The organism is Salinibacterium sp. TMP30, assembly GCF_038397785.1.
Taxonomy (GTDB): domain Bacteria; phylum Actinomycetota; class Actinomycetes; order Actinomycetales; family Microbacteriaceae; genus Rhodoglobus.
In genome coordinates this window covers 1280170-1295250 of record NZ_CP151642.1, presented here as the reverse complement: position 1 = coordinate 1295250, position 15081 = coordinate 1280170, and the positions used below count along the sequence as shown (strand labels likewise).

Here is a 15081-nt window from a genome sequence, read left to right as displayed (position 1 = left end):
ACCGTGAGCCTATCTAGGAGTCAGCCTTCACGAGCAGCTGAATGAACATTGCATCGGTGCCGTGGCGATGTGGCCACAACTGCACGTGGCTCGCTTCCGGCATGTCGAGTTCGTGCACGGCGATTTCTCTCAGTACCGCTGGCGTGTCCATTTTGGAGACGCCGGCAACCTTGCGAAGAACTGAACCTACGATCGCCTTAGTTTCGGCAGCATGTGGAGAGCACGTGACGTAGGCGACTACCCCACCCGGCTTGAGCGCATCCAATGCGGAGCGAAGCAGCGCCGTCTGCAGTGCACCAAGCTGTGCCACATCACTCGGCTGCTTACGCCAGCGCGCCTCGGGGCGACGGCGCAGTGCTCCCAAGCCTGTGCAGGGCGCATCAAGCAGGATTCGATCGAACTCCTCCGGATGCTCGTTGCCGATCTCGACGCCATCTTTCTCCCAAACCTCGGGAGGGGAATCAAACACAGCGAGAGCATTGCGCACGAGCTTCGCGCGAGCAGGAATGAGTTCATTGGCCGTCAGCTGAGCGCCTCCTATGAGCGCTTCGGCAGCAAGAAGCGCAGCTTTACCTCCGGGCCCAGCGCACATGTCGAGCCACGACTCCCCCGCCACAATCGGACGAGCTCGGCTCAACGCCAACGCCGCCAACTGCGAGCCCTCATCTTGAACGCGGGCACGTCCCGAAGCAACTGCTGCGTTCTTGCCGGGATCGCCCTCGCGAAGGGTGCCACCGATCGGCGAATACTCGGCACGAGTCACATCGATCTGTGTGGCATCCGCGAACCCCGGTAGGGCGGCAACAGAAACGCGGGCTGGAACATTGTCTGCGGCCAACAGGCTCTCAAGCTCAGCTTCACGACCCTCGGCGACCAAAACTTGCCGGAATGCCCGCGCCACCCAGAGCGGATGCGAATACCCCAGCGCAAGGGCCTCTTCGCCCGAGCCTGCGGCACCAATGACACGCTCGCGCCACACCTCAGGTTCATGCTTCGTGATTGCGCGCAAAACAGCGTTCACGAATCCCACTGCCGAGCGTGAGCCGATCGTCTTCGCCAAACGAACTGACTCGTCGACAGCGGCATGCGAGGGAACACGCATCGACAACAATTGATGCGTCGCGAGCCGCAAAACGTCAAGCACTGGAGGATCGATCTTCGAAACTGCGCGTCCGGCCGCCTGCTCAATCACAGCATCGTAGTAGCCCTGCATACGCAGGGTTCCATAGGTGAGCTCAGTCGCTAGGCCAGCATCAGCCGTCGACAGTTTCGCGCGCTCAAGATGCACAGGAAGGAGCAGATTGGCGTAGGCATCCGACTCGCGCACCGCCATGATGACATCGAGCGCGACTCGCCGGGCTGACTGTGCGTAGCTCACGAAGCCACCACCTCTGATTCTGAATTCAGGCCGCGCCACCAGGCTGCGGCATCCATTGCATTCCGCCCTTCAGGGTGCACCCGAAGAAGCTCGATTGGTTCTGTTGCGGTGCCGACAAAGACCTTTTTGCTGACGAAGTCGATACGCCCGACAGGGAGGGCAGGTGTTTCGCGCGCAATCGCTGCCTCAAGAACTTTGAGTCTCTTGCCAGCGACCTGTGTCGATGCACCGGGCTCAGGTGTGACGCCCCGGATCTGATTGTGTACCTCTAACGCCGGCTGAGACCAGTCGATATTACCGTCATCGAGGGATAGTTTTGGCGCAAGGGTGACTTCTCCCGACTGCGGCACGGCCCGCGCGCTTCCCTCGGCCAACGAATCGACCACCCCTGAAAGCAGGCCTGCGCCAGAGAAGGAGAGTTGCTTCAGTAGCGCTCCTGCCGTCTGCTGAGCCCCGATCGGCGCCGTCATTGTGGCGAAAATGTCGCCCGCATCGAGCTCTTCCACGAGTTGAAAAACAGTAGCGCCAGTGACCATGTCCCCGGCCATGATGGATCGTTGAACTGGTGCTGCTCCGCGCCACCGTGGCAGCAGGGAAAAGTGGAGGTTTATCCAGCCCAGGCGCGGGATGGCGAGCACGCGTTTCGGGACTAGCCCGCCGTACGCGACGATCACTCCAAGATCAACAGAGAGAGCATCGATCGCCTCACTAGCCGCGTCATCGACACGGTTTGCCCGAATGATTTCACGACCGGCTTGCTCAGCTCGCGCGGCAACGGGAGTGGGAGTCATCACTCGGCGGCGACCCTGAGCAGAATCGGTGCGCGTGAGCACTCCGACGACGTCGTGATGACTCTCCAGCAGTGCGTCGAGACTGGGAAGAGCTACCTCGGGGCTACCGGCAAAGAGAAGTCGCAAGGAAGTCATTCCCCAATTCTCTCGCGAAATTGCGTCCGGGTTCGCACAGCGCGTCTACAGATCGACAAAGGGCTCAAGATCGTCAAGGTGAACACGCAAGCCCGGCGCCGGCTGACTGGCTCTCGGCATTCCGGGTTTGCGGTTGCTCCGCGACACCGTCGTCGCTGCAACGACCAGTGCCTTGAGCTGTTCTGCGACTGCCGCACCAGCTTTGTAGTCGAACCGGATTATCGTTCGAACGACACCATCGGGAAGATCTACGGGGCCCAATACATCCAGCGGCTCAACTGGCAACCGCTGAAGCGCATCCGTGATAAGTGCGACCTTGCCGGTGAGCGTGGCGACACGGATTGCCGGCGGAAACCGCAGCTCTCGGCGGTCGGCAAGCTCAGTGCTGGCAAAATCTTCCTGACGCCATGTGACGAGCGCCGTCGCAAGAGATCCGCCCACACCAACGATCACCGCTGGCGCACCGTCAGCCGCCAACGCAATCGCATTCGACCACCAGCGGAGACAATCCTCAGACACACGCAAACTTTCACGGGTCAGCATGCCCGCACCGTCAAGCAGAAGCACCGCACGATAGCCACCCGCTGCGACAGGTTCCGCACCCCGTGTTGCAATCACGAGGGACGGCTCCGATGAGACTGTAGTGACCTGATGATCTCCGTCGGCGACGATTACGCGATATCCCGGGAAAGCGCGACCCAGTTCATCGGCAGTGCGGGCGCTGCCCGAACCGACCATCCGAAGACGAGTGCCGTCACATTCACGACACTGCCACTTCACCGCCAAGGCTCCACACCAAACACAGCTCGGTGTCGAGGATGCGGAGCGTTGCGCAAGCGGTCCGGCACAGGTTGTACAGCGCGCCGTATGCGCACAATCGGCACACGCAAGTCGTGGCGCATAACCGGGACGCGATACCTGTACGAGAACTGGGCCTTCATCGAGACCTGCTCGCGCTGCCTTCCAGGCTGACGACGGGATGCGGGCAATTGCGGCAAGCCGATCCTGGCTGACCTGATTGGCGGACGGTATGACCTTCGGCGGACGAATCCCTCCCGGACTCATAGCGGCAAGCCATCCGACCTCAACAAGACGCTGCACTTCTGTGCTGCGTGAATGGCTCATGAATACGAGCGCGCACTTCTGTTGCTCTTGGCGGAGCAATGCAGCGTCTCGCGTGTGGATGTATGGCGAGAGGTTCTCGCTATACAGCGAATCGCCGTCGTCCCAGACCGCGATGAGGCCCAACTGCGTCGCTGGGGCGTAGACGGCCGACCTGTTGCCGATGATTACGTATGCAGTGCCATCGTGCGTTCGCAAGAAGTTTCCATAGCGACGCTGGACGCTCTGGCGTGCATCGAGACGAAGAGTTCGATCCTCCGGGATGAGCGCGGCTACTGCGGCTTCGAGTTGTTCCTGATCCCGAAAGTCGGGCGTGGCAAGAATTGCTGTCGATCCGCGAGCAAGGGTCTGGGAAGCTAACTCAGCCATGGTTACCGCCCATCGACCGACCCATTTGCCCGGCGAGACTTCAACAACTCCAGTCGGAGCGGACATTGCCGCCCGCCTGTTCTCCGCGAGAAGGGTGGTGACGGAGCCCGCATCGAAATAGCTGACCGTTAGCGGTGAACCTAGATGCACCGGTGACGTCGACGTGGTGCCGGGAAGAGACTTCTCGGCCCGAGCGTGTCTCTTGGGGATTCCGAGACGCAACACATCCGCGGCATTGCCCGCGGCGCGATCTGCCGCAGTGCGAGCAAGCGTCCAGATTTCTGGAGCGAGCACAGGGAAAGGAGAGATAACCGAATCGAGCTCGCTCAGCTTGCCTGCGAAGCCCACCGTGTCGGTAAGTTCGACGATCCATCCCTCGACTAGGCGGCCGAGAGTCTTCAGCGGAGCTTTGACCCGCACGCCGGCCCGCGCTTCACCACGAAGCTTTTCAGGAATGGCGTAGTCGAAAAGCCTGTCGAGTTGCGGCAGCGGTGAGTCAATGAGCACCCGTGCGATGGATGCTTCCGTCATCTCTAGAGTCCAGCGGCCCTGCGAAGAGCCTCAACGCGGTCGAGTCGTTCCCAGGTGAACTCGGGCAAGTCACGACCGAAATGACCATAGGTGGCTGTCTTCGCATAGATGGGGCGCAAAAGATCTAAATCGCGGATGATGGCTCCGGGTCGTAGATCGAACACCTCATGAATCGCGCCCAGAATGGCTTCGTCGGAAACGTGTCCCGTGCCGAAAGTTTCCACATAGAGGCTCACCGGTGCAGCGCGACCGATTGCGTACGCGATTTGGATTTCGAGGCGATCGGCAAGCCCCGCAGCCACAGCGTTCTTTGCGACCCACCGCATGGCATACGTAGCCGAACGGTCAACCTTCGATGGGTCTTTGCCGCTGAATGCGCCACCGCCGTGACGGGATGCTCCACCGTAGGTGTCGACAATAACCTTGCGCCCAGTGACTCCAGCGTCGCCCTGCGGGCCGCCAATTTCGAAGCGACCGCTCGGATTCACAATGGCTTGCAGGTTCGACAGATCAAGGCCCGAGCTCTCGACGATCGGACGAACCACGAGCTCTTCGATCTCGTCACGCAATTGTGGGGTCGAGATATGGGGTGAATGTTGGGTCGACAAGACAACAGTCTCAATACTGCGCGGAACTGAGCCCTCATACCCGACCGTGACCTGAGTTTTGCCATCGGGGCGCAAATAGTCGACCAGACCAAGCTTGCGAACCTCAGCGAGTCGTTCTGCCATCCGATGCGCAAACCACACCGGTGCTGGCATCAGCTGAGGAGTTTCGTTCGTCGCGTAACCAAACATCACGCCCTGATCACCGGCACCGAGAACGTCAAGCTTGTCGCTGGAGTGTCCCTCACGGGTCTCCAGCGCAACGTCAACGCCCTGCGCGATGTCTGGTGACTGCGCACCAATAGAAATCGACACACCACATGACCGGCCATCAAAGCCGACAGCCGAGGAGTTGTACCCGATCTCAGAAATACGATCCCGAACGATAGCGGGAATGTCGGCATAACCAGATGTCGTAACCTCGCCAGCAACATGGACAAGACCGGTGGTGACGAGAGTCTCTACCGCAACGCGCGCATGGGGGTCTTCCTCAAGCAGAGCATCCAAGATGCTGTCACTGATCTGATCGCAGATCTTGTCGGGGTGTCCCTCGGTAACAGACTCCGAGGTGAAGGTGCGCAGGGGCGAAGTCATAAGCCGTCTCCGGTAGTGATGAATGGATGTCAGCGGGCTGCGAACACAAGATCCAGAATGCGGTGGGCCACCGACAACTTGCTTCCGCTTGCCTCGCCCACTCTATCTCCGGCCGTGTCAATCACGACGACAGTGTTACGGTCCGAGGCGAAGCCTTCGGTCCAGCCCACACGGTTGAGAACAAGAAAATCACAGCCCTTGCGTGAGATCTTGGCGCGACCTAGCTGCAGAAGCACATCGTCGTCGGGTTCAGTCTCTGCCGCGAACCCCACAATCACCTGATCGCGCGAACGGTTCGTCGACAGCCCACGCAGGATGTCGGGGTTCTCTTCGAGCCGAAGCTCAAGCGTGCTCGAATCGCTGCGCTTCTTGATCTTGGTTTGCGCAGTCTCTGCCGGCCGATAGTCGGCAACGGCAGCGGCCATAACTACGAGATCTGCTGAGGCTGATTCAGCCACGACTGCCTTTTGCAGCTCAAGCGTGGTGCTCACTTCGACAACCCGAACGCCTGCTGGTGCCGGAACCTCAAGGTTGGCACCGATCAGAATCACCGATGCGCCACGCGCGGCAGCAGCAGTCGCGACAGCAACACCTTGCTTTCCGCTCGAACGATTGCCGATAAATCGCACAGGATCAAGAGGCTCACGGGTGCCACCCGCGGTGACCAGTACCGTGCGGCCAGCAAGATCGCGAGCGGAGGCCACCATGTTTAGTGCGGCGGCAACAATATCGCTCGGCTCAGACATCCGACCTGGGCCACTGTCACGGCCCGTTAACGGACCTGACTCTGGGCCAATAATCTGGATGCCACGGGACCGTAGCGTCTCAATATTGGCCACGGTGGCCACGTTCTGCCACATTTCGGTGTGCATCGCGGGAGCAATCAGAATAGGCGCACTGCTCGCCAAAATTGTGTTGCCCAGAAAGTCGCTTGCTTGGCCAGTCGCCATTTTGGCTATCGTGTTAGCGGTCGCGGGAGCAACGATGATGAGGTTGGCAGCCTTTCCGACCGCGACGTGGCGAACCTCATCAACACCCTCGTAAATATCGGTGTTGACCGGGTTGCGGCTCACTGCCTCAAGCGTCGGCAAGCCGATAAAACGCAGAGCGTTGCTCGTAGCGACGACGTGAACGTCGTGCCCCGCGAGCACGAGTTGGCGCACAACGGTAACCGCCTTGTAGGCAGCGATTCCGCCAGAAATGCCGACAACTACGTTGAGCGCGGTCACCGAAGTTGGTTCTATTCGCCGCTGAGTCGCTTGAGCTCGAGCTTGTTTTCGTTGATCTCGCGAAGAGCAACGGAGAGTGGCTTGTCTTCAATCGTCGAGTCAACGAGTGGTCCGACGTTGTCGAACAGGCTTCCCTCGTGGAGGTCTGCGTAGTAGTCGTTGATCTGCCGAGCCCGCTTGGATGCAAAGATTACGAGCTGGTACTTCGAGTCGACCTTCGTCAACAGTTCGTCGATGGGGGGATCAATGATGCCCGAGTTCTTGTCAGCCATTGGAGTGCTCCTTGGAGTCGGAAGTGGTCGCGCCAGCGGGCGCATCCATCAATTCTACGACTTCTTGAGCCGCTCGGCTTACTTCTGTGTTCACGACCTTCACATCGAACTCTTCTTGAGCCGCCAATTCGACCTTTGCGGTCTCTAATCTGCGAGCCTGTTCGGCAGCATCTTCGGTGCCACGACCGATCAATCGACGCACCAATTCTTCCCACGTTGGCGGCAACAAGAACACCAATAGAGCTTCGGGCATTACGCTGCGTACGGAGCGCGCACCTTGCAGGTCGATCTCGAGCAAAACGCGTTTGCCTTCTGCAAGAGCAGCATCGATCGGCGGGCGTGGCGTGCCGTACCGGTAAGAATTGTGCACCACAGCCCATTCAAGCAACTCATTGTCGGCGATCATCTCATCGAACCGGTCGTCACTGACGAAATAGTAGTGAACTCCGTCGATCTCCCCCGGTCGAGGTTTTCGCGTTGTCGCAGAAACGCTGAGCAAGACATCCGGATGATTCTCCCGGATGTAGCTCGAAACCGTTCCTTTGCCAACTGCAGTCGGGCCAGCTAGCACCACGAGGCGTGTCGGCTCAGGGCCCTGGCGATCCGCAAGGTACGCGGCAAGTCGATCACGTTGCTTCGAACCCAGGCCGCCAACGCGTTTGCGCTCCGCAATCGCGAGCTCATCCATGATACTTTCTACTCTGGTCGGGCCGAGGGATGGCACACTGAGCAAAAGTTCGCGCACCAACAATCGTGCTTCAGGGCTTTCGGGAGTCGACCACCCCGTGCGCGCAACGCTCAACGCGGTTCGTGCGCGCTCAGCGACTTCACGTTTGACGGAAGCTCGAGCGCGGCGAGCGGCTACCGCAGCACGTGACGCAGCAGCACGATCAACCTCTGGGGGCTCCGGACGAGGACCCATCAGCGCACCTGCTCACGGAGTTGTTCGCGCAAAGAACGCAGTTCCGACGGAATCTGGCTCGATCCCTCTTGGAGAACGCTTCGCGACACGGTGACAATCGTGTTCGCAACAGCGGCACCGTATAACTCGCGCGCCTGCTCGACCTGGGCTCCCTGCGCGCCGAATCCCGGCGCCAATACCGGCAGGTCAATCAATTCTTCACCGCGCATGCCAAAGTCAGCAACATTTACTGTGGCACCGACAACCACACCAAACGACCCGAGGCCGACCTCTGAATTCAGGGCACGAACATCACGAACAATGCTTGCCGCCACCGTGGCACCCTCGTGTTCGCCCTCAACAATACGCGCAGACTGGATGCTGTAGGCCGAAGCATTCGAGGTGGCCGCAAGGACAAAAATGCCCTTGCCTGACGCTCTCGCGAGTTCCACGGGCCCGGATAACTCCGACACACCCTGATACGCAACCGCAGTCATTGCATCCGCTTCCAATGGCGATCCCGGCGTGAGCCAAGCCTGACCATAGGCCTCAACAGACGACGAAAGATCGCCGCGCTTCACATCCGCGATCACCAGCAGTCCTGCCGAACGCGCCAAGGCGAACGACTCCTCGAGCACCGCATACCCGGCAGAACCGAAGCGTTCGAAGAAGGCCACCTGCGGCTTGATCATTCCTACGTTGCCTGCTGCGGCATCCACTGCACGCAACGTGAATTCGCGAACACCGTGAACGTCGTTAGATAGTCCCCAACTTTCGAGCAAGAAAGGATGCGGGTCGATGCCCATACAGACGCCGCCATACTCCTCAAAGGTGGCGGCTAGTCGGGACGCAAAACTAGGCATTGTTTGCTACCTTCTCGAGTTCCGCTGCACGATCAAGCGCGTAATCCTGAAGCGACCGCACATCGAAGCCATCTCGAATCGCTTCGAACGATGCCACGGCGGCGGCGAGTTGCGCGATGGTCGTAAAGATTGGCTTGTCCGCCGCCACGGTCGCTGTGCGAATTTCGTAGCCATCCGCACGAGCGCTTCGTCCACTCGGCGTATTGATGACAACATCCACCTTGCCTTCGTTGATGAGCTCAACAATCGACGGCTCGTCAGCATCGACCTCTTGGCCCATAAAGTACTTGCGGACCACGTGAGCTTCAATGCCGTTGCGAGCCAAAATCTCGGCCGTTCCGTCTGTGGCGAGGATGGTGAATCCTAGCTGACTGAGGCGCAAAACCGGCAGGATCACCGCACGCTTGTCACGGTCAGCAACCGAAACAAATACGGTGCCACTATCGGGCAAACCGCCGTACGCAGCTTCTTGACTTTTTGCGAACGCTTTCGGGAAGTTGGAATCGATGCCCATGACTTCGCCAGTGGAGCGCATCTCCGGGCCAAGAACCGAGTCGACAACGTTGCCCTCAACGGTGCGGAAACGCTTGAACGGAAGCACAGCCTCTTTAACCGATACGGGCGATGTCGCTGGCACGTTCGAACCATCAAGAATGGGAAGTAGCCCACTATCAACGAGCGAACGGATGCTGGAGCCCACCATCACAAGCGCAGCAGCCTTCGCCAGCGGGATACCGAGGGCCTTCGACACGAACGGCACAGTGCGACTAGCGCGCGGGTTGGCTTCGAGCACGTAGAGGATGCCCTGGCCAATCGCGAACTGCACGTTCAGCAGGCCACGCACTCCGACCCCCTCGGCGATTGCCAGTGTCGCCTCGCGGACACGCTTGAGCACATCTCGCCCCAGCGTTACCGGAGGAAGGGTGCATGCCGAGTCGCCGGAATGGATACCGGCCTCCTCGATGTGCTCCATGATTCCGCCAACATACAACTCGGTACCGTCGTAGAGAGCGTCGATATCGATCTCGATTGCGTCATCCAAGAAACGGTCGACCAGAAGCGGCGACGTTTCGGAAATGATCACGACATCGCGAACCCGAGCAAAGTAGTCAGCGAGAGCCTCGGTGTCGTAGACGATCTCCATGCCGCGGCCACCGAGAACGTGTGAAGGACGAACGAGCACCGGATACCCGATGTTCTCGGCGATCTCGGTCGCTTCAGCTTGATTAGTGGCGGTGCCGTTCTTGGGAGCGAGAAGTCCAGCGTTGTCAAGAATCGCAGAGAACAGTCCGCGTTCCTCGGCAAGGTCGATTGCCTCCGGAGTTGTTCCGAGAATCGGAACGCCAGCATCCTTCAAACCCTGCGCAAGCCCAAGAGCGGTCTGGCCACCGAGCTGAACAATGACTCCCATAAGTTCGCCGCTCGTGCTCTCCGCGTGGATGATCTCCAGCACGTCTTCGAGTGTAAGCGGTTCAAAGTACAAACGATCGCTCGTGTCATAGTCAGTCGAGACAGTCTCCGGGTTGCAGTTGATCATGATTGTCTCGTAGCCTGCAGCCGAGAGAGCGAACGACGCGTGCACGCACGAGTAGTCAAACTCAATACCCTGACCGATGCGGTTCGGGCCGGAGCCCAGAATGACGACCTTCCGCTTGTCGCTCGGCGCTACCTCGGTCTCGGAGTCGTAGCTTGAATAGTGGTACGGCGTTAGCGCAGGGAACTCCCCCGCGCACGTGTCGACCGTCTTGAATACGGGCCGCACGTTAAGACTCCAGCGCAGTTCGCGAACTTCGGTTTCAGAGAGACCACGAATGTCAGCGATCTGGACATCGCTGAATCCGTGATTTTTTGCGTGGGTCAGCAGCGCGGCAGTCAGCGCTGGAGCATCGGCAATATCGGCCGCTACTTCATTGATGAGCGCAATCTGATCGATGAACCATGGATCAATCTTGGTGGCGTCGAAGACCTCCTCGGTTGTCGCCCCGGCACGCATCGCCTGCTGCACAGTGATGATGCGACCATCAGTGGCAATCGACGAGAGCGCGAGCAATTCTGTCTTGTCACCGACGGCACCGTTCCAGTGGAAGCTTGAGTCGCGTTTTTCGAGCGAGCGGAGCGCCTTCTGCAGCGCTGTCGAGTAGTTGCGGCCGATCGCCATGGCCTCACCAACCGACTTCATGGTTGTCGTGAGGCGCGTGTCGGCTGCAGGGAACTTTTCGAACGCGAAGCGCGGAACCTTCACGACGACATAGTCGAGAGTTGGCTCGAAGCTTGCCGGCGTGACCTTCGTGATGTCGTTCGGAATTTCGTCGAGTCGGTAACCGATCGCCAGCTTTGCCGCGATCTTCGCGATCGGGAAGCCTGTCGCCTTCGATGCCAATGCGCTTGAGCGCGACACTCGCGGGTTCATCTCAATGACAATCACGCGCCCATTGGCGGGGTCGATCGCGAACTGGATGTTGCATCCGCCGGTATCGACGCCCACCGCGCGAATAATGTCGATGCCAATGTTGCGCAGGTTCTGATATTCGCGGTCAGTAAGTGTCAGCGCCGGAGCAACCGTGATCGAATCACCGGTGTGAACGCCGACAGGATCCACATTTTCGATCGAACACACGACCACGGTGTTGTCTGCGGTGTCGCGCATGAGCTCGAGCTCATACTCTTTCCAGCCCAGAATGCTCTCTTCGAGAAGTACCGAAGTGGTGGGACTCTGGTGCAGTCCGTCGGTCACCATCCGTACGAGTTCTTCGCGGGTGTAGGCGAAACCAGACCCGAGACCGCCCATCGTGAACGAGGGTCGAATTACCAGCGGGTAGCCGAGATCCTCAGCAAAGTCGACCGCCTCAGCAACGGTGGTAGCAATGTGAGACTTTGCGACATCCGCACCGCAATCAAGCACCAGTTGCTTGAAGATCTGGCGGTCCTCACCCTTGTTGATGGCTTCCAGATTGGCACCGATTAGTTCAACGTTGTACTTCTCAAGGATGCCGTGAGCGTCGAGCTCGATGGCCGCGTTGAGGGCCGTTTGACCGCCGAGAGTGGGCAACAGGGCATCCGGACGCTCCTTGGCAATGATTGTCTCGATAACCTCCCAAGTGATGGGTTCGATGTACGTCGCATCAGCAAAGTCAGGGTCAGTCATGATCGTCGCCGGGTTTGAGTTGACGAGGATGACGCGGATGCCCTCCTCGCGCAATACGCGGCACGCTTGCGTTCCTGAGTAGTCGAACTCCGCTGCCTGACCGATAACGATCGGGCCAGAGCCGATAACCAGTATCGATGAAATATCTTGTCTCTTGGGCATTACTTGCTGTCCTTTGCGTTCTCGAGAACAAGGTCGCGGAACCTGTCGAAAAGGTAGTTGGCATCGTGCGGTCCAGCGGCCGCCTCGGGGTGATACTGCACGGAGAAGGCAGGAATGTCGAGCGCGCGGAGGCCCTCGACGACATTGTCGTTGAGGTTAACGTGGCTTACCTCAACGCGCCCGAAACCGGCGGGTGACTGGCTGATCTCGCCGACTGGAGCGTCAACCGCGAAACCGTGGTTGTGGGAAGTTATCTCTGTACGCAGGGTCTGCACGTCGATGACGGGTTGGTTGATTCCGCGGTGGCCGAAGGGCAGCTTGTAGGTGCCATAGCCGAGGGCACGACCCAGCAGTTGGTTGCCGAAGCAAATGCCGAAGAATGGCAGCCCCTTCTTGAGCACCTGAGTGAGGAGTGCAACATGGGCATCGGATGCTGAGGGGTCGCCGGGACCATTCGAGTAGAAGACTGCGACCGGGTCGATCGCGAGTAGTTCGTCGAATGTCACGGTCTGAGGCAGAACGTGCACCTCAAATCCACGTGCTGCGAGATAGTTGACCGTCGACGTCTTGACCCCGAGGTCGAGAACTGCCAGGCGGCCAATACTCGCCACAGTCGACGCTACGACGTACGCCACTGGGGTGGATACCTCTGATGACAGGCTGCGACCTGCCATCTGGGCTGCATCCCGCACAAGTGCAAGCTGCTCGTCGTTGCTCAGTTCCGCGTCGGTGCCCGAGAAGATGCCGCCACGCATTGAGCCAGAATCGCGCAAGCGGCGGGTGATTGCGCGAGTATCGACACCGCTGATACCCACAACGCTCTGCTCGGTCAGCTGATCATCCAAGGATCCGTTTGCACGGAAGTTTGAGACGATACGGCTGGCGTCGCGGACGACAAAGCCGGAGACCCAGATTCGTGACGACTCTGAATCTTCGTCGTTGACGCCGGTGTTGCCGATGTGCGGCGCCGTCATAACGACAATCTGGCCTGCATAACTGGGGTCGGTAATCGTCTCTTGGTAGCCGGTCATTCCGGTCGCGAACACCACTTCGCCGAGTCGCTGTCCGCGGGCGCCGTAGGCCTGTCCGAGATAGCGTGTGCCATCTTCCAGTACGAGTACTGCTGCGTCAAAGGTCATTGAGACTCCCTTTCATTGCCAACAACACCGGCGAGCACCTTTTCGCAGGCCTCGGGGTCGTCCATTCGGAAATAGCTGTCGACTGCAGTGCCATCGAGCGTCCACTCGATCATCTGCAATCCGTTCTTTTCGACCACACGGTCGATAGTCCACGTTGCACGTGCGATTCCTCGCACGTCGTCGCGAGGGATCCAGATATCTCGTTCGCCCGCACGGAACACCGCAACACCGGCCGGATGAACTTCGATTGTGCAATTTCCGCGGAACCCGAGGCTGTGAACGGCAACCCGATTGAGCTGATCACAGCCGAGCGTTGTTGACACGTACTTTCCGCTGAAACTGGGGTGTTCGCTAGGGAGGTCTGCTGGGGGCTGCAGCGGCACACCGATGTGCGATTGGCGACGCTTGCGCGCGTACCAGCCGGCCACCATCAGTCCAAGAAGCAGTACTACGAGGCCGATCACAATCAGGGTAGAAACATCTTTAGACATTGTTGGCCTCCGCTGACGCGAGCCGAGCGTTGTGGGCAACCTCGTCGGTCTCGACAAGTTCACCATCCCGAACCGTTTCGTACCCATTGTGGATGGTGCTGATGACTCGACCGGGGAGCGTGCGCCCCAAGTACGGCGAGTTCGTGCTTTTGCCTCTCAACGATTCGGTGCTGAATGTTGATCGCGCGCTCGGATCAATGAGCACGAGGTTCGCTGCTGAGCCAACCGCGAATGGGGTGGAGTAGCCGTCGAGGCGCCCGATCTGTGCCGGAGTCTGCGAGAGCACACGAGCAACGTCGGCCCAGGTCAGTTGGCCGGTGTCGACGACCGCCTCCTGAACGACGTTGAGGGCAGACTCAAGGCCGACCATGCCGAAGGCGGCCTCAGCCCATGAGCATTCTTTCGCCTCGGGTGGGTGTGGTGCGTGATCGGTCGCGACGATGTCGATAGTTCCGTCAGCGAGAGCTGCACGCAGGGCGTGCACATCCTCGTCACGTCGCAGCGGCGGATTTACTTTGAAGCGAGCATCGTAGCCACGCACAAGTTCTTCCGTCAGAAGTAGGTGATGCGGCGTGACTTCTGCCGTCACTGCGATGCCGCGGGCTTTGGCCCATCGGATGACGTCGACCGAGCCAGCGGTAGAAAGGTGGCAGATGTGCAGTCTCGCACCGACATGTTCGGAGAGAAGTACATCGCGGGCGATGATCGACTCCTCGGCGACGGCGGGCCATCCGGCGAGACCGAGTTCGCTCGATACGGCGCCCTCGTTCATTTGAGCATCAACCGTCAGTGTCGGTTCTTGCGCGTGCTGGGCGACCACTCCGTCAAAGGTTTTCACGTATTCAAGTGCACGGCGCATGAGAAGGGCATTGTGAACGCACTTGCCGTCGTCGGAGAACACGCGGACTCCGGCCCGGGAATTTGCCATGGCCCCGATCTCAGAGAGTTTTGTTCCGGCCAGCCCCTCGGTAACGGCGCCGATCGGACGAACTGTGGCGTACCCGTGGGCGTCTCCCAATGACTGGACCTGCTCGACCACTCCGGCAGTGTCTTGCACCGGCATCGTATTCGCCATCGCGAAGACGGCGGTAAACCCACCCATGGCTGCGGCGCGACTGCCAGACAGCACAGTTTCGCTCTGCTCAAATCCTGGCTCGCGCAAATGGGTGTGTAGGTCTACGAGACCCGGCAGGGCCTGCAACCCCGAGGCATCGATCGTTCGGTCCACAGGGCTGGCGTCAGTGAATACTCCACGATCAATCGTGAAATCGGCACGGTCGCCGTTGGGCAGGGTTGCGTTGACGATTCTGATACTCACGAGAGCCCTCTTCTCAGTATTGACACGCCTTCAGGG

Annotated in this window: 12 protein-coding genes; all 12 read right to left on the bottom strand. The window is 59.5% G+C overall.

Annotation, left to right across the window (positions count from 1 at the left end; translation table 11 throughout):
- Positions 1–13: 13 nt before the first annotated feature.
- From AADH44_RS06305 to AADH44_RS06250, 12 genes are read right to left on the bottom strand one after another with little or no spacing between them, the layout of a single operon-like run.
- Complete coding sequence (locus AADH44_RS06305; protein WP_341954821.1) at positions 14–1378, bottom strand: transcription antitermination factor NusB; 1365 nt, start codon at positions 1376–1378, stop codon at positions 14–16.
- Positions 1375–2295: a methionyl-tRNA formyltransferase gene (gene fmt / locus AADH44_RS06300; protein ID WP_341954931.1), complete on the bottom strand. Its 921-nt coding sequence runs from the start codon at positions 2293–2295 to the stop codon at positions 1375–1377. The genes AADH44_RS06305 and fmt overlap by 4 nt, the downstream gene beginning before the upstream one ends.
- Before the next feature lie 54 nt (positions 2296–2349).
- The gene (locus AADH44_RS06295; RefSeq protein ID WP_341954819.1) at positions 2350–4326 is read right to left on the bottom strand and encodes a primosomal protein N'; all 1977 of its coding nucleotides are present in this window, start codon (positions 4324–4326) and stop codon (positions 2350–2352) included.
- 2 nt (positions 4327–4328) lie between these two features.
- Positions 4329–5525 carry a methionine adenosyltransferase gene (gene metK, locus AADH44_RS06290; RefSeq protein ID WP_341954817.1) on the bottom strand — a complete coding sequence of 399 codons (1197 nt, stop codon included), beginning with the start codon at positions 5523–5525 and terminating at the stop codon, positions 4329–4331.
- A 29-nt stretch (positions 5526–5554) separates the two neighbouring features.
- Positions 5555–6754, bottom strand: coding sequence for a bifunctional phosphopantothenoylcysteine decarboxylase/phosphopantothenate--cysteine ligase CoaBC (gene coaBC, locus AADH44_RS06285; protein ID WP_341954815.1), 1200 nt, complete (start codon positions 6752–6754; stop codon positions 5555–5557).
- A gap of 11 nt (positions 6755–6765) precedes the next feature.
- Complete coding sequence (gene rpoZ, locus AADH44_RS06280) at positions 6766–7026, bottom strand: DNA-directed RNA polymerase subunit omega (protein WP_341954813.1); 261 nt, start codon at positions 7024–7026, stop codon at positions 6766–6768.
- Complete coding sequence (gene gmk / locus AADH44_RS06275; protein ID WP_341954811.1) at positions 7019–7948, bottom strand: guanylate kinase; 930 nt, start codon at positions 7946–7948, stop codon at positions 7019–7021. The genes rpoZ and gmk overlap by 8 nt, the downstream gene beginning before the upstream one ends.
- Positions 7948–8790, bottom strand: coding sequence for an orotidine-5'-phosphate decarboxylase (pyrF, locus tag AADH44_RS06270; protein ID WP_341954809.1), 843 nt, complete (start codon positions 8788–8790; stop codon positions 7948–7950). Before pyrF ends, gmk begins: the two co-directional genes overlap by 1 nt.
- Positions 8783–12097 (bottom strand): carbamoyl-phosphate synthase large subunit, encoded by a 3315-nt coding sequence (gene carB / locus AADH44_RS06265; protein WP_341954807.1) that lies wholly within the window; start codon positions 12095–12097, stop codon positions 8783–8785. Before carB ends, pyrF begins: the two co-directional genes overlap by 8 nt.
- Positions 12097–13236: a glutamine-hydrolyzing carbamoyl-phosphate synthase small subunit gene (carA, locus tag AADH44_RS06260; protein WP_341954805.1), complete on the bottom strand. Its 1140-nt coding sequence runs from the start codon at positions 13234–13236 to the stop codon at positions 12097–12099. Before carA ends, carB begins: the two co-directional genes overlap by 1 nt.
- A complete protein-coding gene (locus AADH44_RS06255; RefSeq protein WP_341954803.1) occupies positions 13233–13727 on the bottom strand; it encodes a hypothetical protein in 495 nt (164 codons plus the stop codon). Before AADH44_RS06255 ends, carA begins: the two co-directional genes overlap by 4 nt.
- Positions 13720–15045 (bottom strand): dihydroorotase, encoded by a 1326-nt coding sequence (locus tag AADH44_RS06250; protein ID WP_341954801.1) that lies wholly within the window; start codon positions 15043–15045, stop codon positions 13720–13722. The genes AADH44_RS06255 and AADH44_RS06250 overlap by 8 nt, the downstream gene beginning before the upstream one ends.
- Positions 15046–15081: the final 36 nt, after the last annotated feature.